The following is a 23,024-nucleotide window of genomic DNA, read 5'->3' as shown; positions in this document are numbered from 1 at the left end:
CCCGGCCGAAGCTGTCCGCCTCACGCCACCCGGGTCGCCCCCGCGAACGGCATCTGGTCGATCGGGGCCAGGCGGACGGGGGCCGAGGGGTTCGGGGCGTGGATCATGCGGCCGTCGCCGACGTAGATGCCGACGTGACTGATCCCGGAGTAGAAGAACACCAGGTCACCGGGGAGCAGCTCGGAGCGTGAGACGCGGTGGCCGGCGTTGATCTGGGCGTAGGTCGTGCGGGGCAGCGAGACGCCGGCGGCGCGGTAGGCGGCCAGGGCCAGGCCCGAGCAGTCGAAGGCGTGGGGGCCGGTCGCGCCCCAGACGTAGGGGCTGCCGAGCTTCTGGTAGGCGTAGGCGACGGCGGCGGCCGCCCGGGAGGTGGGCGCCGCGACCGCGCCCGGACGGCCGAGCGGGCGTGCGGACGGGGCTGCGGCCGTGCGGGAGGCGGCGGAGGCGTCCGCGTCCTGGCCGGTCGCCTCGGCGCGCTGGTGCGGGGTGAGCCGGGACAGCAGCCGCCGGGCCGCGTCCAGCTTGGTGGTGATCGTCCTTTTGTGCCGCCGCAGCTCCGCCTGCTGCGACTTCAGGGAGGTCAGTTCGACGCGGGCCGCACCGCGCAGCCGTTCGATCTTCCTGAGCTGACCGCGTACTCCGGCGACGGCGGCCTCCTGCCGGGCGCCGGCCCGTTGGGTGAACTCGGCGCTCTCCAGATAGTGCCGGGGATCGTCGGAGAGCATGAGCCGCACGGTGGGATCGACGCCGCCCTCCCGGTACTGGGCGGCGGCGATCGATCCGAGGGTCTCCCGCGCCGAGTTCAGCTTCGCCTGGGTGCGGGCGGCCTCGTCGCCGAGTGTCCGCAGCCGCCGCTCGGCCGCGTCCGCCTTCTCCTTCGCGCCGTCGTACTTCTGGGTGGCGGTCTCCGCCTCCCGGTACAGCTGATCCACCCGGGCCCTGACCTGCGTCGGAGTCGGCTGGGGCGCGGCCTGTCCGACCCCGTCGAAGCAGGTGGCCGTCGCCGCGCCCGCCAGGGCGAGCGTGACGGCGGTACGCGCTGTGCCGCTGCTGAGCGGGCGTTGCCGGGGCCTGCGGTGCGCTGCCACGAGGAGCTTCACGTTCCCTTCGTCCGGCCGCTGATGCGGGGTGCGGGGTCCGGCGACGGCGCGAACAGGGGGAGCATGCCGCCGCCGGACCATTCGGCGGAGGTGCCCGGCCGCCGCCCCTGACCCGGGCGGCGCTGGGGATGGCCGGTCACCTGGGTGAGGACGCTAGGACCGACCGTGTCGGGCGGGTGGCTCCATGTACGGAACTGGCGCGAGCAGACCGGAGGGTGACCGTATGTGACCGCCGGGCATTCCGGAGGGCGGTCACTTCACGCGGAGTGATGACCGAAGCGGAGGTTCCGGAGCGAACAGGAGTAAGAGGGTGCTATGGGGCGTATGCGCACCGCCGTACCGAGGGCGACCCGCACGTCCGCGGGGCGGGTGCGCGGGACGGGCCGGTGTCGGAGGGGCGAAGGCCTGAGATTAGGCTCCGGCCTCATGGACGTACTCATCCATCTCTTCGTCGGCCTGCACATCATCGGCATCGCCGCGCTGCTCGGCGGTTTCCTCACCCAGATGAAGGCGATGGGCCAGGGCACGGCCCGATTCGTGCCGGGCATGCTGCACGGCGCGCTCACCATGCTGGTCACTGGCGTCGTCCTGGTCGGCCTCAACCAGGCTCAGGACTACCCCCTCGACAACATCAAGATCGGCGTGAAGCTGGCGCTGCTGATCGTCATCCTGGGCCTCGTCTACGTCAAGCGCGACGACGAGAAGGTGGACAAGAGCATGTTCGGCGTCGTCGGCCTGCTGACCATGGCGAACATCTTCATCGCCGTGCTGTGGACCTGATCGTCTCCCAGGCGGTGCGGCGGGTCAGCGCGCGGCCCTGAGGTCGGCGCGCGCCTCCGCGACCGCCCCCGCGCCGACCGCCAGCCAGGCCGCCGCCGCGACCCAGAGCAGCACCCGGCCGAGCGCGTCCAGCTCCGGCATGCGCAGGGAGACGGCGATGGACAGCGCGGCCGCCGCCGTCATCCCCAGCGGGAAGACGGTGGACCAGCGGCGTACGTCGTAATGGAGCCGGGGCCGGACGAACTCGCCGACGAGCAGGACGGCGTACCAGCACAGGTCCAGGACGAACAGCCCGAGGGTCACGGTGCGCAGGACCCCGCTGTCGTCGTCGTTCCACAGATACGGTCCCGCGCTCCCCGCGGCGATCAGCTTCGCGCCGGCCAGCGCCGAGATCGCCAGCGCACCGCCCGCGACCCACTGGTCCCCGTGCCCCTCCAGCACCTCCCGCAGCCCGAACCGGGACAGTGCGAGGAGATAGAGCGCGAGGCCGAGCCAGAAGAACACCAGCGCCGTGTGCGCCAGCCAGGGCACGGTTCGCGCCTTGGCCAGGGACGCGCCGAGCACGGCCAGACCCTCCGTGGCCACACAGCACAGGAAGACGGCGCCCGGCATGGGACGCCGTGAGTTCCGCACCACCAGCACGAGCAGCCACGGCCACAGGGCGAACGCCAGTGCGAGCAGCGCCGCGGCCAGGGTCTGCCAGCCCAGCGCCGAGAACCGCGTGCCCAGCACGGTCGTCGCGGCCACGGCGGTGAGCCCGCCCGGCGTCCCCGCGTCGGCCAGCCACCGCGGCCGGTCCCGCAGCAGCCGCACGGCGAAGTCCGCCGCCAGCGCCAGATAGGCGACGCAGGCCACCGCGAGGACCGCCAGGGACAGCACGTCGTATCCCGCCAGCTGCAGCCCGACCGACACGATGCCGCTCGCCATCACGGCGGCCCCGGCCGCGGGCGGACGCTGCGCCAGCCAGGCGCGCAGGGGGGAGGTGGCGGGCATGAGCGCGATCCTAAGGAGCCGCGCGCGCCGTGCGGGCGGGGCGCGCGCGGGCGCACTCGAATTGCGCCAAGGTGACCCATACCGGGTGCGCGCCGTCCTCGCGACCGGATGCGCCGGCGCCACCCGCCCACTCGCCCACCTCGGACGTGCTCTTCCCCGCCTTCCCTTCAGGCCGGTCGCACGACGTGGTGGACGGCCGGGGCGCCGTCGTGGTGGACCGGGTCCTCGCGGACGTACGCGCCCGGCTCCGGGGCGTGGATCATCATGCCGTGACCCGCGTAGACACCGACGTGGCCGACCTCGCCGAGGGAATCGCGGGGGTCGTGGAAGAAGACGAGGTCGCCCGGGAGCGCCTCGGTCAGCGGGACCGTCGTGCCCGCGCCGGACTGGTCGCGCGTGGAGCGGGGGAGGGCGACCCCGGCGGCCTTCCACGCGGCCTGGGTGAGCCCCGAGCAGTCGTAGGAACCGGGCCCCGACGCCCCCCACACGTACGGCTTGCCGATCTGCGCGCGGGCGAAGGCGAGGGCCTTGTGGGCCTTGGTGGCGGACGGGGAGCCGACCCGCCGCACGGCCTCGTCCGCGGCGGTCGGCACGGCTGGGGCGACTGGCGTGGCCGGCACGGCCGGGGCTGGGGCGGCCGTGGCGTGTGCGCCGGTGGGCGTTCCCGCAGCCGCCAGCAGCGTGCGCGCCGCGACGAGCTTGCGCTGGACGGCGGTTTTGGCCGCCCTGATGTCGTACTGCTGTGCGGCCGACGCCGTGGTCGACGCCCCGGCCGACCTCGTGACCGAGGCCCCGGCCGCGGCGGCCCGATGACGACCAGAACCCTCGGTACCGGTACCAGCAGTACTGGGAACAGCCGCATCGAGACCCGCAGCACCGGGAGCCGCCGCATCGAGATGCGCAGCACCCGGGACGGCGGTACCGGGACGAGCAGTACGGGGACCAGCCGCCCCGGGAACGACGGCGTCCACTGACGGATTCCGCCCCGCCGACGGGCTCTGCCCGGCCCCCGCCGACAGGTTCTGTCCGCTCCCCACTGGCCGCTGCGCGGTGCGCCCGCCGGCCCGGACCCGCTGCTGCGCGGTCAGCCGGCTCATCAGCTGCGCCTGGTCGAAGTAGCCGCTCGGGGCCTCCGTGAGCAGCAGCGCGGCGGCGTCCGGTCCCGAGGCCGCCGGGCGGTACGGCGCCGCGGTGAACGCCCCCAGCATCTCGCGCGCCTTGGTCAGCATGTCGGTGCGCTTGGCGGCGCCGTCGCGGAGCGCCCCGGCCCGGCCACGCTGCCGGACGCCCCTCTCACCGACTCCGGCACCGGCACCGACTCCGGCACGGGCCCCGGTTCCTGTGCCACCGGGGCCCTCCTCGGCCTCGCCGTACCGGCTCTCGGCGCCCCCGCGCCCGTCCCTGTCGCGCCTGCTCCCGGCCCCGCCGTTCCGGCCCTCGGCCTCCTCGCGGCCGTCGGCCGCGGCATCGGCCCGCCGGTACAGCTCGTCGAGCTTTCTCTCGACCTCTTCGGGGCTCGGCCTCCCGCCCAGGGACAGGACGTCCGAGGGCTCGCCGCTGTGGGGGAGCAGGGCCACGGAGCCCGGAGCCGGACCGGCCGGAACCGGAGCGGGAGTCGGTGCGGGAGCGGACGGGCCGGTCGTGTGCGGGACCGGGGGGTGGAGCTTGCGGTGCGACGCCAAGGGTGGCGACTCCTTCCATCCTCCGCCTGCCGGGTGGGCTGTCGGTTCGGGCGGGCGTTCCGGAAGGGCGCGCCTCGCTGTCCCGTTCGCGGAAGAAGCTCGTGGCGAGCTTGTGCTCGTGGAAGAAGGCGGACCGATTCCCCTCCGGGGGCGCGGGTCCCGGGTCCGGCGCGCATGGCGGTGCGGCCGGATTCGGCGGAGGCCGCGCGGCCCGGCGCCGTTCGCCGGTGGGGTCGTGCGGCCCGTGGGAACGGTAACCAACCCGTGAGGCTCATGTGAAGGTCGATGCGTGATATGCCCGATACGTATTCGTGACCTGGCCGAACCGTGTCGTCGCCGTGGCGGACCGGCTGCGTGGGGTGATCGCCTGGTCCGGTCCAACGGCCCCGGTCGAGCGGCCTGGTCCGGTCCAACCGGCCTTGTGCGATGGCCGCGCGGTGGCCGGGTTGCGGCCGTGCCGCGGCCGGCCGGTCCGGTCCGGTCCGGGCGACCCCGTTCGACGGCCGCCCCGTTCGACGGCCGCCCCGTTCGACGGCCGCCCCGTTCGACGGCCGCCCCGTTCGACGGCCGCCCCGTCCGACGGCCGGCCGGTCCCGTTCGATGTGCTCCGTGAGGGCGATCGGCCGATCCGGCCCCGGGTTGTCAGCGGGGAGCCCTAGACTCGTAGAGCGATGAGCAGCCTCTTTGACGACAGCTTCCTGGCGGATCTCCAGGCCCCGCGGGCCCATGGGGAGGAACCACCGCCGCCGCCCGAGGACGATCACGCTCCGGAGCCCGTTCCGGACGATCTGTTCGGCGGGAAGTTCGACGTGCCGCCGGACCCGGAGTCCTACCTCCCGGACCCCCGCGACTCCGACGGGTACGGCCGGGACGCCTACTACCGCGACGGCGCCCCCCGGCCGGTCGTCGACTCGGCCGCGCTCCTGGAGGGGCTGAACGACAACCAGCGCGCCGCCGTCGTCCACGCCGGCTCCCCGCTGCTCATCGTGGCCGGCGCGGGCTCCGGCAAGACCCGCGTCCTGACGCACCGCATCGCCTACCTGCTGGCGGAGCGGGGCGTGCACCCCGGGCAGATCCTGGCGATCACCTTCACCAACAAGGCCGCCGGCGAGATGAAGGAGCGCGTCGAGCAGCTGGTCGGCCCGCGGGCCAACGCGATGTGGGTGATGACCTTCCACAGCGCGTGCGTGCGCATCCTGCGCCGCGAGAGCAAGCGGCTCGGCTTCACGTCGTCCTTCTCGATCTACGACGCCGCCGACTCCAAGCGCCTGATGGCCCTGGTCTGCCGCGACCTGGACCTCGACCCCAAGCGCTACCCGCCGAAGTCCTTCAGCGCCAAGATCAGCAACCTGAAGAACGAGCTGATCGACGAGGAGGACTTCGCCGCCCAGGCCACCGACGGCTTCGAGAAGACCCTCGCCCAGGCGTACGCCCTCTACCAGTCGCGGCTGCGCGAGGCCAACGCCCTCGACTTCGACGACCTGATCATGACGACGGTCAACCTGCTGCGCGCCTTCCCGGACGTCGCCGAGCACTACCGCCGCCGCTTCCGGCACGTCCTGGTCGACGAGTACCAGGACACCAACCACGCGCAGTACGCCCTCGTCCGGGAACTCGTCGGCACCGCCGAGCACCCCGTGGACGTGCCGCCGAGCGAGGCCGACGTGCCGCCCGCCGAGCTGTGCGTGGTCGGTGACGCCGACCAGTCGATCTACGCCTTCCGCGGCGCGACCATCCGCAACATCCTCCAGTTCGAGGAGGACTACCCGGACGCGACGACGATCCTGCTGGAGCAGAACTACCGCTCCACGCAGACCATCCTGTCCGCCGCCAACGCGGTCATCGAGCGCAACGAGTCGCGCCGCCCGAAGAACCTGTGGACCAACGCCGGCGCCGGCGCCCGCATCACCGGCTACGTCGCCGACACCGAGCACGACGAGGCGCAGTTCGTCGCCGACGAGATAGACCGGCTCACCGACGCGGGCGAGGCCAAGGCCGGAGACGTCGCCGTCTTCTACCGCACCAACGCCCAGTCCCGTGTCTTCGAGGAGATCTTCATCCGCGTCGGCCTGCCCTACAAGGTCGTCGGCGGCGTCCGCTTCTACGAGCGCAAGGAGGTCCGGGACGTCCTCGCCTACCTGCGGGTACTGGCCAACCCCGAGGACTCCGTCCCGCTGCGCCGCATCCTCAACGTGCCCAAGCGCGGCATCGGCGAGCGCGCCGAGGCGATGGTCGACGCGCTCGCCCAGCGCGAGAAGATCAGCTTCCCGCAGGCGCTGCGCCGCGTGGACGAGGCGTACGGCATGGCCGCGCGGTCGGCCAACGCCGTCAAGCGGTTCAACACGCTGATGGAGGAGCTGCGCACGATCGTGGAGTCGGGCGCCGGTCCGGCCACGATCCTCGAGGCCGTCCTCGAACGCACGGGCTACCTCGCCGAGCTGCAGTCCTCCACCGACCCGCAGGACGAGACCCGCATCGAGAACCTCCAGGAACTCGCCGCCGTCGCCCTGGAGTTCGAGCAGGAGCGCGGGGAGGGCGAGCCGGTCGCGCTGTCTGAGTTCCTGGAGCAGGTCGCCCTGGTTGCCGACTCCGACCAGATCCCCGACGAGGAGGACGGCGACGGCGTCATCACACTGATGACCCTGCACACGGCCAAGGGCCTGGAGTTCCCGGTGGTCTTCCTCACCGGCATGGAGGACGGCGTCTTCCCGCACATGCGTGCCCTCGGCCAGGTCAAGGAGCTGGAGGAGGAGCGCCGGCTCGCCTACGTCGGCATCACGCGCGCGCGGGAGCGGCTGTATCTGACCCGCTCGGCGATGCGCAGCGCGTGGGGACAGCCGTCGTACAACCCGCCGTCGCGGTTCCTGGAGGAGATCCCGCAGACGCACGTCGACTGGAAGCGGACCGGCGGTTCGGTGGCGGCGCCCTCCGGACCGGCGTCCGGGGTGGCGGCCTCGCTGTCGTCGTCCCGCTCCCGCTCGTCGGCGTCCGGCGCCTCCGGGTTCGCCACCCGGCGCACCGCGGACAAGCCGGTGGTGTCCCTCGCCGTCGGCGACCGGGTCACGCACGACCAGTTCGGCCTCGGCACGGTGGTCGCGGTCAAGGGCACCGGCGGCAACGCGGAGGCGACGATCGACTTCGGCGACGCCAAGCCCAAGCGGCTGCTGCTGCGGTACGCGCCGGTGGAGAAGCTGTAGGCCTCTGTGGGCGCCGAATGAGGTGAGCCCCCGCGCGGCGGGGGCTCATGCTCGTCGGAACCGGAACCGGAACCGGAACCGGAACCAGGACCGGGATCAGGTCGGGTCGAGGCCGTGGCTGCGCAGCCACGGCAGCGGGTCTATCGGCGACCCGCCCGCGGGCCGCACCTCGAAGTGCAGGTGCGGGCCGGTGGAGTTGCCCGAGTTGCCCGAATACGCGATGGGCTCCCCGGCTTTGACACTCGTACCGGAGGGAACCCGGTACCTGGAGAGGTGGCAGTACCAGGTCTCCGTGCCGTCCTTCGCGGTGAGGATCAGCATGTTGCCGTAGGCGCTGTTCCACTGCGTGCGGACCGTGCCGTCGGTGGCGGCCATGACCGTGGTGCCGTAGGCGACGGGGAAGTCGATGCCGGTGTGCACGGACATCCAGTTCACGCCGGCCTGGCCGAAGTAGGCGCTCAGCCCGCGCTGCAGGACCGGCAGCATGAACTTGGGGCGCAGCCGCTCCTTGCGGGCCGCCTCCTCCGCCGCCTTTTTCTGCTCGGCCACCTGCTGGGCCTTGAGGTCGATGCGCTCCTGCGTACGGCTGGCCCGGTCGGCGAAGTCGTCGGCCCCGGCGGACAGGCTCTGCAGCTGGGTGTCCAGCTTGTTGTTGGCGGTGGCCGGCTGGACGGGGTGTGCGTCGGGGGCGGACGCCGAGGTCTCCTTGGCGTCGTCGGTGAACGTGCCCACGGAAGCGGCGGCCGCGCCGGCCACCCCCAGGACGCAGACCGAGGGCACCGCCACCGTGAGCAGCGCCGAACGCTTGGCCGGCTGGCGGCGGCGCGAACGGCCCGCCGCGCGGGGAGCCGGGACCGGGACCGGGGTGATCTCCTCCTGGTCCTCCAGGAGGTCGACGGCGGGCAGTTCACCGGTGGCGTCCTGCTCCCGCGCCGCCGGGGCCATGCCGTCGGCGCCCGTGTCGTCGTAGGACTGCCGGGGTTCGGGAAGCAGGCCGGTCGCGGTGCTCTCCTCGCCGACCGTGCCGCCGGTGTTCCACTGGGTGGCGTCGTAGGCGCCGGTGTCGAAAGCCTGTGCGCCGAGGGGCTGCGCGTCGAAGGTCTGCGTGTCGAACGCCTGAGCTTCGAACGTCTGGGTGTCGGAGCCCTGGGCGTTCCAGTCCCACTGCCGGGCCGCCTCGGCGGCGGCGTCCTGCGGGTCGTTCTGGAGCCAGGCGCTCGCGTCCCACTGACCGCTGGTGTCGGCGGGCGCGGACTGCTGCGGCACGAACGGCACTTGCTGGTAGCCGCTGGCCCACGCGGTCGTGTCGTAGGCGCCGGTGTCGTAGGCGGCGTGGTGCTGGGCCGCGTAGGCGTCGCAGTTCAGGCTCTGGTGGCTGCCCGTGGCCCACTGGGCGGTGTCGTAGGCGCCGGTGACCTGGGCGTTCTCGCCCGTGAAGCCGTCGTGGCCGGGGGCGGCGGAGTAGTCGGCGGTGTGGTACGTGCCGGTGTGAAAACCGGTGGCGCCGTACTCGTCGTACGTGGTGTCGTACGAGGTGAAGTCGCCGTACGCGGCTTCCTGTCCGCCGTACGACGCATAGGGCGCCGAGGCGTCTTCGGAGGCCGGTGCCGGGGTGGTAGCGGTCCCCGACGGGTGACGGTCGTTCACCAACTTCTCTTTCGCCTCGACAACAGGGGCTGCCAGAGCAGTGCGGTGACTGTACCCGGCGGTACGCGGGCGCGACAATCTTCGGCCGGTTTCCCGTACGCGGGAAACGGGCAATCGGCTGTGTTTCGGCGGACGGCGGACACGCCCTTGATGTTGTGTTCGAGACGAGGTTCGACCCTGATGGGCCAACGTCACGCCACGGTCAGCCCTCCGGCCCGGTTCGCGGACGGGTCTCCCGGCCGCACGGTGTCCAGGGCCTGGCGGATTCCGCTCGCCACGGCCGGATGCACCGGCAGGGCGAGATGGCCGATGCCGCTCACCCGCACGTTCTCCGCCTTCAGGTCGGGGTGGTCGACGCAGGCCGACTCCAGCGGGTCCATCAGATGGTCGAGGTCGCTCCAGAAACTGACGAAGTACGTACGGCAGCCCGGCGCGGGACGCGACAGCTCCTCGATCAGCTCCGAGCCGGGGCGCATCTGGCGCACGATCGGATGGGCGTTGGCCAGCGGCGCCACCCGGGTGCCGGCGTGCGGGGTGCCGAGCGTGACCAGCGTGCGCACCCGCAGGTCACCGCCGAGCCGCTGCACGTAGTACCGGGCGATCAGGCCCCCCAGGCTGTGCCCGACCACATCGACCCGCTTGCTGCCGGTGCGCTCGCAGATCTCCTCGATGTGCCGGCCGAGCAGTTCGGCCGCGGTGCGGATGTCGCAGGTCAGCGGCGAGTAGTTGAGGGACTCCACGCGCTGCCGGCCGTGCTGGGCGAGGCTGCGGCGCAGCAGCACGAACACCGAGCGGTTGTCGATGAACCCGTGCAGCAGCACCACCGGCGGCTTGGCCTCCACCGGCAGCCGGGCGGCGCCGCCCGCCTCGGCCGCGGCGCCGGACGCGGGGAGCGGGCACGCCGGGCCGCGGCGCTCCTGGACGATCCCGGAGGGATACAGGAGGACGTGTCCCGCGAGGATCGCCAGTTCCAGGGCGGTCGCCTTCAGCAGACCCAGTGAGACTCCCGCGATCCTGCTCGGGAACAGACGCTGGCAGAGCGGAAGGATGGGGTCTGCGACGCTGGTGACCTTCATGGCCGACCTCCTGTCGGCGCGCGGGAGGACGGCTCTGTCCCCCGTGCGTCCTTGTGGGCGGTCGCGGCGGCTGCGGCCGGCGGGGCGGGAGCGCGGAACGCGGGGCGGCCCGTGCGTCCTGCGTGCCCTCGCCGGTGCGCTGCACCGCCACGGCGCGCGGAGCGCTGCGCCGTGCTGCGACGACCTCGTTGCGGCTCCCGTGACGCTTGTTCCCGCACCGGCTTCCGTGCCACGGTGCTGTCCGGGCCCTGTGCCAGGGCGCTGTCCGGACCGTGGTCCGCGGCGGCGGGGAACGGTGCGCGGTGTGAAAGTCCCCCTTGCTCCAGGAGCCCGAGCCCGGAGGAGTGTCCCACCGTGTGATTTGCCCCTCCCCGCGCACCGCGAAACTGCGGGTTGCGGGATGCTGGAGATAACGTTCGTTCACTTCCCCGGACGATGTGGTGCGGGGCGGCCGCCCCGCGGCGGGCGGTTGTAGTCGCTTCATGGAGGCAGTGATGGGTGTGGCAGCCGGTCCGATCCGCGTGGTGGTGGCCAAGCCGGGGCTCGACGGCCACGATCGCGGGGCCAAGGTGATCGCGCGGGCGCTGCGCGACGCCGGCATGGAGGTCATCTACACGGGGCTCCACCAGACCCCGGAGCAGATCGTGGACACGGCGATCCAGGAGGACGCCGACGCGATCGGTCTGTCCATCCTCTCCGGCGCGCACAACACGCTGTTCGCCGCGGTCATCGACCTGCTCAAGGAGCGCGAGGCCGAGGACATCGTCGTCTTCGGCGGCGGCATCATCCCCGAGGACGACATCGCGCCGCTGAAGGAGAAGGGCGTCGCGGAGATCTTCACTCCGGGCGCGACCACCCAGTCCATCGTGGACTGGGTCCGCGAGAACGTCCGCCAGCCGGCGGAGGCGTAGCCCTCGCGGGTGCGGCGCGAGGTCGTGCACCGGGGCGTGCGGGCCGGGTGCGACCCGCCCGTCCGGCGGCTGAGGACCAGGCCGCTCGGACCCGAGGAGAGCCCGGGGGGCCTGGGGAGTCCGGGAGCGCGGCCCCCGGAGACGCCCACCGTCCTGCGCCGCACCGCTCAGCCGCCGAGGACACCGAGTTCCTCGGCCATCGCGGCGCGCAGCCGCAAGGTCGTCACCAGTCGCTGGAACGCCTCCGCCCAGTACCCGCCCGCCCCGGGCGAGGCGTCCCGCGCCTCGTCCGGCACCGCCAGCAGCCCGTCGAGCCGGCTCGCCTCCGCGGGGTCCAGACACCGCTCGGCCAGTCCCATCACTCCACTGAAACTCCATGGGTAACTCCCTGCGTCCCGCGCGATGTTGAGCGCGTCGACCACCGCCCGGCCGAGCGGCGCGGCCCACGGCACCGCACACACGCCGAGCAGCTGAAACGCTTCGGACAGACCGTGCGCCGAGATGAACCCGGCCACCCAGTCGGCCCGTTCGGCGGCGCCCAGCGTGCCGAGCAGCCGGGCGCGCTCGGCCAGCGACACCGCGCCCGGCCCGCCGGCCTCGGGCGCCGCGGGCGCACCGAGCAGCGCCCGCGCCCACCGTGCGTCCCGTTGCCGCACCGCCGCCCGGCACCAGGCGGCGTGCAGCTCGCCCTGCCAGCCGTCGGCGACCGGCAGCGCGACGATCTCCTCGGGGGTGCGCCCGCCCAGGCGTGCGGGCCAGGTGCCGAGCGGGGCCGCCTCCAGCAGCTGGCCCAGCCACCACGAGCGCTCGCCCCGCCCGGAGGGCGCCTTGGGCACGACGCCGTCGCGCTCCATGGCCGCGTCGCACTCGTGCGGGGCCTCGACGGCGATGGTCGGCGTGCCGAGGGTGTGATCGACGGCCACGCACGCCGCGGCCCGGTCCGCCATCCGCGCGGCCAGCGCCGAGCCGGGCAGCGCCGACAGCAGTTCGGCGGCGGTCGCCCGCACGTTGCGGCTGCGGTCGGCGAGGGCCTGCTCCAGGAACGGCTCGTCCGCCGGCGCCAGACCGGCGCGCAGCGAGTCGAGGAACATCAGGCGGTCCTCGGCCCGCTCGGTCGCCCAGGTGCCGGCCAGCAGCTCCCGCGCCGCCGCGGGGTCGCGCTCGCGGAGTGCCGCCAGCAGCGCCACCCGCTCGGCGAACAGGCCCTCCTCCCACAGCTCGCGTATCCGCTCCGCCTCGCCGGGGCCGGGCAGCGCGGCTCCGCTGCCGGGGGCCGCGCGCAGGGCGAACCGCCAGTCGGGGTTCAGCCGGGCCAGCCACAGGGCGCGGGGCCCCGCGAAGGCCAGCGCGGCCGGCCGCAGGTCGGTGCGTCCGCGGGCCGCGTCCAGCAGGGCGGGCAGAGCCTGCGGCGGCGCCGCGTAACCGCGCGCGTTGGCGGCGGCGAGCCACTGGGGCAGCAGCTCCATCAGATCGGGCGCGGTGCCCCTGCGTCCGCCGCCCGCCGTGCCGGGCCGGTCGGCCAGCAGCATGGTCAGCCTGCGGGCCGCCGCCGGAGGCAGCTGCGGCCGGGGGTCCTCGGGCGCCGGGTGCGGCCGCTCGGCCGCCGGTGCGGCCCGCAGCCCGGCCCGCCGCCGTACGGTCTGCACGGCCGCCGCGTCCAGCAGCGCCGCCGGGGCCTGCCGTCCCGCGGGCACGCCCGGGGGCGTACGGCGGTCCGTGCCGAGCAGCGCGGTGGTGACCAACTCCTCCCAGGCGCCCGCTGCGGGCGCTTCCACCGGGGCGGAGGTCCTGATCATGAGCTTCCCTTCGGTTGCCGGGTGCCTGTGGGTGGTCGGAGGGTCACTCGCGCCGGGTTTCCCGCGGCGCGGAACAAATGCGTGAAACAGGTGAGAAAGGGTGGTTGATTGCGATGCGGATCGGTGCGGTCCGGGCCGTTGTGCGCCTTTCGGGTGAGGCTTTCCCGCCGTACGCCGCATCCCTCCGTCCTGCTCCGCGACGTCACCCCAATGACGGACACCTGACCTCCGTGACCAGCGAAAATGTCGCTCAGAGTGCATCAATGTTCAGCACAGGGTGACCAATTCGCCGCCTTCCTCCCGCCAGGCCGTCAAGGGTGTGAAACCGCGGTGGCCGCACTCGCCGAACACCGTGACGGGCGCGCCCCCCGACAGCGCCACCAGCCGCCACAGCCCCGGCCGGGCGCGGGCCGCCGCGGTGAGCGGCAGCGCGGAACCGGAGCCGGCGTCGGCCAGCTGCCAGGAGTCGCCGTCCGGGACCGGTATCACCTCGCGCAGCGTCACCGGGACGGACTCCAGCCACGGGTCCTCCCGCAGCGCCTCGCCGTAGCGCGCCACCGCCTGCGCGGGCGTCACACCGGGCGGACGTGCGCCGGTCGGTGCGGGCGGCGCGAACCGCTCCCCGAGAGCCGCGCGCGGCTGTCCGGCGCCCGGATACGCGGCGACCTCCGCGTCCAAGGCCAGCCCCACCGGCAGCGCCGGCTCGGGGGCGCGGCCGGCGGCGCCGTAGGAGAGCAGCAGCGCCGTACGCCCGCAGTCCGCGCCGTGCAGCCAGATGCGGCGCGTGGTCAGCCTCGCGTCCGCCGTGTCGTACTGGGCGAGGACGAGCCAGCGGTCGCGCACCGGCGGGCCGTCCGCCGCACCGGGCAGGCCGACCCGGGAGCGCACCGTCGCCGCCAGCGCCTCCGGCAGCCGCTCACGGCGCAGCCAGCCCTGGTCCAGCAGATGCAGCAGCGCGCACTCCTCCAGCAGCCGCACCGGCCAGCCCGGCCCGGAGGACGGTATCGCCCCCAGCTCCCGCACCCGGGCCGCCAGACCGGGCGCCTGCGCGTCGACCATGCGGGCCGCCGTCTCCTCCCACAGCCCGTACCCCGCCTGCTCGGCCGCGGCCAGGCCGCCGCGCAGCAGATCGGCCAAGCGCTGCTCCAGCTCCGTCGCCCCCGCCGTGATCCGCTCCGCCCGGCGCTCGGCCCGGCGGCGCGCCGCCTCCGGGTCGGCGGTGCCGCCCGCACCGCCCGCCGCCCCGGCCGGCTGCGCGGCCGCCCGCTGCCGCCGGCCCGCCAGCCACGGCTCCGCCCAGTCCGGCGCCTCCTGCCCCGCCGGGACGGCCGCCTCGTCGCCCGCCCACAGCAACAGCAGTCCGAGCGCGTGCTTGCACGGGAACTTGCGGCTGGGACAACTGCACTTGTACGCCGCCCCCGCCGCGTCCCCGAGGTCCACGACCGTCTGGTACGGCTTCTTGCCGCTGCCCTTGCACAGACCCCACACCGCCCCCTCGTCCGAGCTGCCCGCCGCCGACCACGGCCCGGCCGTGGCGAGTTTGCTTCCCGCTTTGCGTGACGCGTCGTCAGGCGCCAGTGCCAGCACCTGGTCCGCGGTCCAGCGCACCCCCTGCTGTGTCATGCCATCGAAGGTAGATCCCCCCACTGACAATCGGCCCGGCGAGCACGTTTGCGCAGGTCAGCGCGCATTGTCAGTGGCGTGGTGCACGGTGGTCACCAGATCCGAACCGGCCGAGCTGGAGGGGGCCTCAGCCATGTCTGTGTCCGTGGAACCGACATCCGTCGAACCGAGCCAGAACCACTCCGCGCCCGCGAACACGGGCGGCGCGGGAAGCGCCGGCAGCGGCGGGAGCGCGCCAGGCACGGAGGCGGCGCAGGCGCTGCGCCCGCACGCCGAGCAGGCCTTCGCCGCCGAACTCGCCGCGCTCGCCGCGCAGGACGACCGCCCGCGCCCGGCCCGCTGGAAGCTGTCGCCGTGGGCCGTGGCCACCTACCTCCTCGGCGGCGCCCTGCCCGACGGCACGGTGATCACGCCCAAATACGTCGGCCCGCGCCGCATCGTGGAGGTCGCCGTCACCACCCTGGCCACCGACCGCGCCCTGCTCCTGCTCGGCGTGCCCGGCACGGCGAAGACCTGGGTGTCCGAGCATCTGGCCGCCGCGGTCAGCGGCGACTCGACGCTGCTGGTCCAGGGCACCGCGGGCACACCGGAGGAGGCCATCCGCTACGGCTGGAACTACGCGCGGCTGCTGGCCCACGGCCCCAGCCGCGACGCCCTGGTGCCGAGCCCGGTCATGCGGGCCATGGCGCAGGGCATGACCGCCCGCGTCGAGGAACTGACCCGCATCCCGGCCGACGTGCAGGACACGCTCATCACGATCCTGTCGGAGAAGACCCTGCCGATACCGGAACTGGGCGAGGAGGTGCAGGCGGTCCGCGGCTTCAACCTGATCGCCACCGCCAACGACCGCGACCGGGGGGTGAACGACCTGTCCAGCGCGCTGCGCCGCCGGTTCAACACGGTGGTGCTGCCGCTGCCGGAGACCCCCGAGGCCGAGGTCGACATCGTCTCGCGCCGCGTCGACCAGATCGGCCGCTCCCTGGACCTGCCGGCCGCGCCGGACGGCATCGACGAGATCCGCCGGGTGGTGACCGTCTTCCGCGAGCTGCGCGACGGCGTCACGACCGACGGCCGGACGAAGCTGAAGTCGCCCAGCGGCACGCTCTCGACCGCCGAGGCGATCTCGGTCGTCACCAACGGCCTGGCGCTGGCCGCGCACTTCGGCGACGGCGTGCTGCGGGCCGGCGACGTGGCCGCGGGCATCCTCGGCGCGGTCGTCCGCGACCCGGCGGCCGACCGGGTCGTCTGGCAGGAGTACCTGGAGACGGTGGTCCGCGAACGGGACGGCTGGAAGGACTTCTACCGGGCCTGCCGGGAGGTGACCGCGTGAGGGACCACGAGTCCGCACGGGGGATCGCGGCGGGCCGGGAGCGGACGCCGGGCGGTGCGGTGCGGAACCGGGCCGAGGACGAGCCCAGCTGGACGGGCGGCCGGGGCGGACGGCGCGGACGGTCCGCGCGAGGGGGACGGTGTGCGCGAGGGGGACGGTGTGGCGGGGAATGAGGGAACAGAGGCGACGGAGGACCGGTGGCCCGGCGCGGGGCCGCTGCTCCTCGGGGTGCGGCACCACGGGCCGGGCTCGGCCCGGGCGGTGCGGGCCGCGCTGGAGGCGGCGCGGCCGCGGGCGGTCCTGATCGAGGGGCCGCCCGAGGCGGACGCGCTGATCCCGCTCGCCCTGGACGAGGGGATGCGGCCGCCGGTCGCGCTGCTCGCCCACGCGGTGGACGAGCCGGGCCGGTCCGCGTTCTGGCCGCTGGCCGCGTTCTCCCCGGAGTGGGTCGCCCTGCGCTGGGCCATGGAGCACGACGTCCCGGCCCGCTTCATCGACCTGCCGGCCGCCCACACGCTGGCCTGGCAGCGGGACGACGAGGACGCGCCGGCAGACGCCGGCGAACCAGAGCCCGGTCCCGGTCCCGGCCCCGGTCCCGGTGAGGACCTGACCGGCGTCGAGGACTCCCCGGAGGAGGGGGCCGGGGAGCCCTCCGGGCGCAGGCGCACGCCCGCCCGCGCCGGAGCGCCTGCCGGTCCGCAGACGCCTGCCGGGCCGCAGGCGCCCGGCGGTCCGGGGGCGCCCCACGACTCGGACGCGCCCGCCGGTCCCGGGACGTCCGGCGCTTCCGGTGCGCGCCCCGGCTCCGAGGTGCGGGTCGATCCGCTCGCCGTGCTCGCCGAGACCGCCGGTTACGACGACCCCGAGCGCTGGTGGGAGGACGTCGTCGAGCACCGGGGGAGCGGAGCGGCGGACCCGTTCGCCCCGTTCCTCGCGCTGGAGGAGGCGATGGAGGCGCTGCGGGAGGCGTACGGGAGCGGCGGCCATGGACGGGACCTCGTACGGGAGGCCCACATGCGGCTCAAGGTGCGCGCCGCGCGGCGCGAGTTCGGGGACGGCGTCGCCGTGGTGTGCGGCGCCTGGCACGTGCCCGCGCTGCGGCGGAAGGCCACCGTCGCCGCCGACCGCGCCCTGCTGAAGGGCCTGCCCAAGATCAAGGCGGACCTGACGTGGGTGCCCTGGACGCACCGCCGGCTGTCCCGGGCCAGCGGGTACGGCGCGGGCATCGACTCGCCCGGCTGGTACGCACACCTGTTCGCCGCACCGGACCGGCCGGTCGAGCGGTGGCTGACCAAGGTGGCCGGACTGCTGCGCGAGGAGGACCGGATCGTGTCCTCCGCGCACGTCATCGAGGCGGTGCGGCTGGCCGAGACGCTCGCCGCGATGCGCGGCCGCCCGCTGCCCGGGCTGAGCGAGACCACGGACGCCGTGCGCGCGGTGATGTGCGACGGCTCGGACGTGCCGCAGGCACTGGTGCACGACCGGCTGGTGGTCGGCGACGTCCTCGGCGAGGTGCCCGACACGGCGCCCGCCGTGCCGCTCCAGCGCGACCTCGCCCGCCTCCAGCGCCGCCTGCGCCTCAAACCGGAGGCGCAGGTGCGGGAACTGGAACTCGACCTGCGCAAGGAGACCGACGCCGAGCGCGGCCGGCTGCTGCACCGGCTGCGGCTGCTGGGCGTCGGCTGGGGCGAACCGGCCGCCTCGCGGAGCGGCACGGGCACGTTCCGGGAGACCTGGCGGCTGCGCTGGGAACCGGAGCTGTCGGTACGGGTCGCGGAGGCCGGAGTGTGGGGGACGACCGTCCTCGCCGCCGCGACCGCCCGGGCGGAGTCCGACGCCGTCGGCGCGCAGACCCTCGCCGAGGTCACCGCTCTCGCCGAGCACTGCCTGCTGGCCGGTCTCAGCGACGCCCTGCCCGTGGTGATGCGCGTGCTCGCCGACCGGGCGGCGCTCGACGCGGACGTCGGCCATCTCGCGCAGGCGCTGCCGGCACTGGTGCGCTCCCTGCGCTACGGCGACGTGCGCGGCACCGACACCGGGGCGCTGGCGGGAGTCGCCGCGGGCCTGGCCGAACGGGTCTTCGTCGGCCTGCCGACGGCCTGCGCCGCCCTGGACGCGGACGCGGCCGAGGAGATGCGCCGCCACGTGGACGCGGTGCACACGGCGGTGGGCCTGCTGGGCGACACCCTCACGGCCGGCCACGGCGACCTGCGCCCGCGCTGGCACACCGTGCTGCGGACCCTCGCGGAGCGGGACACGGCGCCCGGCGTGATCCGGGGGCGCGCGGTGCGGCTCCTGCTGGACGACGGGGCGATGGAGCAGGACCGGGCGGCGCGGCTCATGGGACTCGCGCTGTCACCCGGGACGCCGCCATCGGACGCGGCGGCGTGGATCGAGGGCTTCGTCGGCGGGGGCGGCGGCGGAATGCTGCTCGTGCACGACGAGCGGCTGCTCGGGCTCCTCGACGCCTGGCTGACCGGAGTACCGGCCGAGGCGTTCACCGACGTGCTGCCGCTGCTGCGGCGGACCTTCTCGGCGTACGAGCCGGGGGTGCGCAGAACGCTCGGCGAGCTGGTCCGCCGTGGTCCAGGACAGGACGGCGGCCCGGCCGGGGCGCAGGCGGCCGGCGCACCCGGCTTCGGCCCCGGCCTGGACGAGGAGCGGGCGGACGCGGTGGCGCCGGTGCTACGGCTGCTGCTGGGTTTGGACGAGGCGAAGGCGATCGCGGCCGGGACCGCGACGGACGGCGGCGCGGAGGCGAACGGCATCGCCGCCGGGACGGCGGACACCGGTGCCGGCGCGCAGGGCGCAGCGGTCGGGGGAACGGTCCGCGACGGACGTGCGAGGGCGGTGGCATGACGGCAGGGGAAGGACGCGGCACGGCCGTGGGGAGGCGCACGTCATGACGGCGAGGAGGGGAGACGGCATGGGCGCGGCCGAGGGAGAGGGCATGAGCGCGGGAGAGGGAGTCGCCGTGACGGACGCGGCACGCGAGGGCGCTCAGGAGCGGCTGCGGCGGTGGCGGCTCGTGCTCGGCGGCGGCGAGGGCGCCGACGGCACCGGCTGCACGCTCTCGGGCCGGGACGCGGCCATGGACGGGGCGCTCACCGCGCTCTACGGCAGGGGCGACGGCGGCAGGCCGAGCGGCGGGAACCGTTCGGCCGGCCTCGGGGCGTCCGCGCCGTCGGTGGCGCGCTGGCTCGGGGACATACGGACGTACTTCCCCTCCTCCGTCGTGCAGGTCATGCAGCGCGACGCCATCGACCGGCTCGGGCTGGCGACGCTGCTGCTGGAACCGGAGATGCTGGAGGCGGTGCAGGCGGACGTCCACCTGGTCGGCACGCTGCTCTCGCTGAACAAGGCGATGCCGGAGACGACGAAGGAGACGGCGCGGGCGGTGGTGCGCAAGGTGGTCGAGGACCTGGAGAAGCGGCTCGCCACCCGCACCCGGGCCACGCTCACCGGCGCCCTCGACCGCAGCGCGCGCGTCAGCCGGCCCCGCCACCACGACATCGACTGGAACCGCACGATCGCGGCCAACCTGAAGCACTACCTGCCCGAGTACGGCACGATCGTGCCGGAACGGCTCATCGGCTACGGACGGGCGTCCCGGTCGGTGAAGAAGGAGGTCGTCCTCTGCATCGACCAGTCCGGGTCGATGGCGGCGTCGGTGGTGTACGCGTCGGTGTTCGGGGCGGTGCTGGCGTCGATGCGGTCGATCAGCACCCGGCTGGTCGTGTTCGACACGGCGGTCGTCGATCTCACCGACCAGCTGGACGACCCGGTCGACGTGCTCTTCGGCACCCAGCTCGGCGGCGGCACGGACATCAACCGGGCGCTGGCGTACTGCCAGGCGCAGATCACCCGGCCGGCGGACACGGTAGTCGTACTGATCAGCGACCTGTACGAGGGCGGGATACGCGACGAGATGCTGAAGCGGGTGGCGGCGATGAAGGCGTCGGGGGTGCAGTTCGTGGCCCTGCTCGCGCTCTCCGACGAGGGCGCGCCCGCCTACGACCGGGAGCACGCCGCCGCGCTCGCGGCCCTCGGGGCGCCGGCGTTCGCCTGCACCCCCGACCTGTTCCCGGAGGTGATGGCGGCGGCGATCGAGAAGCGCCCCCTGCCGGTGCCGGCCACCGCGTGACGGCTCGTGCGCGGCGACCACCGTACGGCCGAGCCGGGGACGGTCACCGCACGACCGGCCCCGGCCCCGGCCCTGGTCCTGGCCTCGGTCCCGGCCCTGGTCCTTGTCCCGGCCCTGGTCCTGACCTCGGCCTCGGCCCTGGTCTTGACCTCGGTCCTGGCCCCGACCCCGGCTCCGCCCGGTGTGCGGGCCGCGGGACACGTGCGAGTCTCTGGGGGCTGTGCGGGGCCGGGTAGCACGGGCGGCCGAAAGCCGTCGGTTTGTCCGGACGCACGCCCGGAACCCTGCGACAGGGCCGCGCTGGTCCCCATTGGGGTGGGGATCATCGGGCTCGGGCCCTCCGGGGCCGTGCACAGGGGTCTCACCGGGTCGACCCCAGCCCGGTGAGACCCTGCGGATCCGGCCACATCCGGCACGCCGTGCCAGGAACGGCGGCATCATGTGACAGGTATCACCGCGTGGGTGTGACCCCGGATTTAGGGCGCCCCCGCGAGCGGCGATAACCTGCGAGATGGACATGCCGCGCGCTCGGACACCGTGTGCGCCCCCCTAGTGACAAGCGGACGTCACGTTGCCCTTCGCGGCACGCCCACGCATCCAACGAACCGCGAGATCACTGATAGGGACGGAAGCGCGTGGACCTGTTCGAGTACCAGGCGAGGGACCTCTTCGCCAAGCACGATGTACCGGTGCTGGCCGGTGAAGTCATCGACACGCCTGAGGCGGCGCGCGAGATCACCGAGCGACTGGGCGGCAAGTCCGTCGTCAAGGCGCAGGTGAAGGTCGGTGGTCGCGGCAAGGCCGGTGGCGTGAAGCTCGCCGCCACCCCGGACGAGGCCGTCGCCCGTTCGACGGACATCCTCGGCATGGACATCAAGGGCCACACGGTCCACAAGGTGATGATCGCCGAGACGGCGCCGGAGATCGTCGAGGAGTACTACGTCTCCTTCCTCCTCGACCGTGCCAACCGCACCTTCCTCTCCATCGCCTCCGTCGAGGGCGGCATGGAGATCGAGGAGGTGGCGGCCACCCGCCCGGAGGCCGTCGCCAAGACGCCGATCGACGCGATCGACGGTGTGACCCTTGAGAAGGCCCGCGAGATCGTCGCGGCCGCCAAGTTCCCGGCCGAGGTCGCCGACAAGGTCGCCGACGTCCTGGTCAAGCTGTGGGACACCTTCATCAAGGAGGACGCCCTCCTGGTCGAGGTCAACCCGCTGGCCAAGGTCGCCTCCGGTGAGGTCATCGCCCTCGACGGCAAGGTCTCCCTGGACGACAACGCCGAGTTCCGTCACCCCAACTTCGAGGAACTCCACGACAAGGCCGCCGCCAACCCGCTCGAGGCGGCCGCCAAGGAGAAGAACCTCAACTACGTCAAGCTCGACGGCGAGGTCGGCATCATCGGCAACGGCGCCGGCCTGGTCATGTCGACCCTGGACGTCGTCGCGTACGCCGGTGAGAAGCACGGCGACGTCAAGCCCGCCAACTTCCTGGACATCGGCGGTGGCGCCTCCGCCCAGGTGATGGCGAACGGCCTGGAGATCATCCTCGGCGACCCGGACGTCAAGTCGGTGTTCGTCAACGTGTTCGGTGGCATCACCGCCTGCGACGAGGTCGCCAACGGCATCGTCCAGGCGCTGAAGCTCCTCGAGGACCGCGGCGAGAAGGTCGAGAAGCCGCTCGTCGTCCGCCTCGACGGCAACAACGCCGAGCTGGGCCGCAAGATCCTCACCGACGCCAACCACCCGCTGGTCCAGCGCGTCGACACCATGGACGGCGCGGCCGACAAGGCCGCCGAGCTGGCCCACGCCGCCAAGTAAGCACTCAGGACGAGGACACCAACACACCATGGCTATCTGGCTCAACAAGGACAGCAAGGTCATCGTCCAGGGCATGACCGGCGCGACGGGCATGAAGCACACCAAGCTCATGCTCGGCGACGGCACCAACGTCGTGGGCGGCGTGAACCCGCGCAAGGCGGGTCAGACCGTGGACTTCGACGGCACCGAGGTACCCGTCTTCGGCACCGTCAAGGAGGCCATCGAGAAGACCGGCGCCGACGTCTCCGTCATCTTCGTGCCGGAGAAGTTCACCAAGGACGCGGTCGTCGAGGCCATCGACGCCGAGATCCCGCTGGCCGTCGTGATCACCGAGGGCATCGCCGTGCACGACACGGCCGCCTTCTGGGCGTACGCCGGCAAGAAGGGCAACAAGACCCGCATCATCGGCCCGAACTGCCCCGGCATCATCACCCCGGGCCAGTCCAACGTCGGCATCATCCCGGGCGACATCACGAAGCCGGGCCGCATCGGCCTGGTCTCGAAGTCCGGCACGCTGACGTACCAGATGATGTACGAGCTGCGTGACATCGGCTTCTCGACCGCCGTCGGCATCGGTGGCGACCCGATCATCGGCACCACGCACATCGACGCGCTCGCCGCGTTCCAGGCCGACCCCGACACCGACCTGATCGTCATGATCGGCGAGATCGGCGGCGACGCCGAGGAGCGGGCCGCGGCCTTCATCAAGGAGAACGTGACCAAGCCGGTCGTCGGCTACGTCGCGGGCTTCACCGCGCCCGAGGGCAAGACCATGGGCCACGCCGGCGCCATCGTCTCCGGTTCCTCCGGCACGGCCCAGGCCAAGAAGGAGGCCCTGGAGGCCGCGGGCGTCAAGGTCGGCAAGACCCCGACCGAGACGGCCAAGCTCGCCCGCGAGATCCTCGCCGGCTGAACCGTCCGGGCGGTT

At 73.8% G+C, this 23,024-nt stretch carries 15 protein-coding genes; 8 read left to right on the top strand and 7 right to left on the bottom strand.

From position 1 onward, the window contains the following. Positions 1 to 20: 20 nt before the first annotated feature. Positions 21 to 1,088, bottom strand: coding sequence for a C40 family peptidase (locus K7787_RS20145; protein WP_223002444.1), 1,068 nt, complete (start codon positions 1,086 to 1,088; stop codon positions 21 to 23). A gap of 438 nt (positions 1,089 to 1,526) precedes the next feature. Here K7787_RS20145 and K7787_RS20140 point away from each other — a divergent pair, with 438 nt between their 5' ends. Further along, the gene (locus tag K7787_RS20140) at positions 1,527 to 1,880 is read left to right on the top strand and encodes a hypothetical protein (RefSeq protein ID WP_019981664.1); all 354 of its coding nucleotides are present in this window, start codon (positions 1,527 to 1,529) and stop codon (positions 1,878 to 1,880) included. 24 nt (positions 1,881 to 1,904) lie between these two features. Here the strand turns inward: K7787_RS20140 and K7787_RS20135 are convergent, their stop codons facing one another. Both K7787_RS20135 and K7787_RS31825 read right to left on the bottom strand, forming a co-directional pair. Next, on the bottom strand, positions 1,905 to 2,873 hold the full coding sequence (locus K7787_RS20135) for a tellurite resistance/C4-dicarboxylate transporter family protein (protein WP_223002433.1): 969 nt from the start codon (positions 2,871 to 2,873) through the stop codon (positions 1,905 to 1,907). A gap of 167 nt (positions 2,874 to 3,040) precedes the next feature. Further along, the gene (locus tag K7787_RS31825; protein WP_247721100.1) at positions 3,041 to 4,102 is read right to left on the bottom strand and encodes a C40 family peptidase; all 1,062 of its coding nucleotides are present in this window, start codon (positions 4,100 to 4,102) and stop codon (positions 3,041 to 3,043) included. Between the two features lie 1,124 nt (positions 4,103 to 5,226). On the opposite strand from K7787_RS31825, the gene pcrA reads away from it, so the two are divergent. Continuing rightward, positions 5,227 to 7,752 (top strand): DNA helicase PcrA, encoded by a 2,526-nt coding sequence (pcrA, locus tag K7787_RS20125; RefSeq protein WP_223002432.1) that lies wholly within the window; start codon positions 5,227 to 5,229, stop codon positions 7,750 to 7,752. Between the two features lie 96 nt (positions 7,753 to 7,848). Here the strand turns inward: pcrA and K7787_RS20120 are convergent, their stop codons facing one another. Both K7787_RS20120 and K7787_RS20115 read right to left on the bottom strand, forming a co-directional pair. Beyond that, positions 7,849 to 9,399, bottom strand: a complete 1,551-nt coding sequence (locus K7787_RS20120) for a M23 family metallopeptidase (RefSeq protein WP_223002431.1) — start codon at positions 9,397 to 9,399, stop codon at positions 7,849 to 7,851. 191 nt (positions 9,400 to 9,590) lie between these two features. Continuing rightward, positions 9,591 to 10,475, bottom strand: coding sequence for an esterase/lipase family protein (locus tag K7787_RS20115; RefSeq protein ID WP_223002430.1), 885 nt, complete (start codon positions 10,473 to 10,475; stop codon positions 9,591 to 9,593). Between the two features lie 494 nt (positions 10,476 to 10,969). Between K7787_RS20115 and icmB the strand changes: the two genes are divergently transcribed. Beyond that, positions 10,970 to 11,386 carry a coenzyme B12-dependent isobutyryl CoA mutase small subunit gene (icmB, locus tag K7787_RS20110; protein ID WP_009190228.1) on the top strand — a complete coding sequence of 139 codons (417 nt, stop codon included), beginning with the start codon at positions 10,970 to 10,972 and terminating at the stop codon, positions 11,384 to 11,386. Between the two features lie 167 nt (positions 11,387 to 11,553). Here the strand turns inward: icmB and K7787_RS20105 are convergent, their stop codons facing one another. Beyond that, positions 11,554 to 13,182 (bottom strand): DUF5691 domain-containing protein, encoded by a 1,629-nt coding sequence (locus K7787_RS20105; RefSeq protein WP_009190229.1) that lies wholly within the window; start codon positions 13,180 to 13,182, stop codon positions 11,554 to 11,556. Between the two features lie 267 nt (positions 13,183 to 13,449). After that, on the bottom strand, positions 13,450 to 14,805 hold the full coding sequence (locus tag K7787_RS20100) for an SWIM zinc finger family protein (RefSeq protein WP_223002429.1): 1,356 nt from the start codon (positions 14,803 to 14,805) through the stop codon (positions 13,450 to 13,452). A gap of 133 nt (positions 14,806 to 14,938) precedes the next feature. Here K7787_RS20100 and K7787_RS20095 point away from each other — a divergent pair, with 133 nt between their 5' ends. The 5 genes from K7787_RS20095 (at position 14,939) to sucD (ending at position 23,009) form a co-directional block, all read left to right on the top strand. Then, the gene (locus K7787_RS20095) at positions 14,939 to 16,135 is read left to right on the top strand and encodes an ATP-binding protein (protein ID WP_223002428.1); all 1,197 of its coding nucleotides are present in this window, start codon (positions 14,939 to 14,941) and stop codon (positions 16,133 to 16,135) included. A 216-nt stretch (positions 16,136 to 16,351) separates the two neighbouring features. Then, positions 16,352 to 18,994 carry a DUF5682 family protein gene (locus K7787_RS20090; RefSeq protein WP_223002443.1) on the top strand — a complete coding sequence of 881 codons (2,643 nt, stop codon included), beginning with the start codon at positions 16,352 to 16,354 and terminating at the stop codon, positions 18,992 to 18,994. Positions 18,995 to 19,085: 91 nt separating this feature from the next. Further along, on the top strand, positions 19,086 to 20,279 hold the full coding sequence (locus tag K7787_RS20085) for a VWA domain-containing protein (RefSeq protein WP_223002427.1): 1,194 nt from the start codon (positions 19,086 to 19,088) through the stop codon (positions 20,277 to 20,279). Positions 20,280 to 20,914: 635 nt separating this feature from the next. Next, entirely contained in the window at positions 20,915 to 22,096 is a 1,182-nt protein-coding gene (gene sucC / locus K7787_RS20080) for an ADP-forming succinate--CoA ligase subunit beta (RefSeq protein WP_223002426.1), read from the top strand. A gap of 28 nt (positions 22,097 to 22,124) precedes the next feature. After that, positions 22,125 to 23,009 carry a succinate--CoA ligase subunit alpha gene (gene sucD, locus K7787_RS20075; protein WP_009190236.1) on the top strand — a complete coding sequence of 295 codons (885 nt, stop codon included), beginning with the start codon at positions 22,125 to 22,127 and terminating at the stop codon, positions 23,007 to 23,009. Positions 23,010 to 23,024 lie beyond the last annotated feature (15 nt).

It is taken from the genome of Streptomyces sennicomposti (assembly GCF_019890635.1).
Classification (GTDB): Bacteria; Actinomycetota; Actinomycetes; order Streptomycetales; family Streptomycetaceae; genus Streptomyces; species Streptomyces sennicomposti.
Note: the sequence above shows the minus strand (reverse complement) of the source record. Positions and strands in the feature narration are given on the sequence as shown.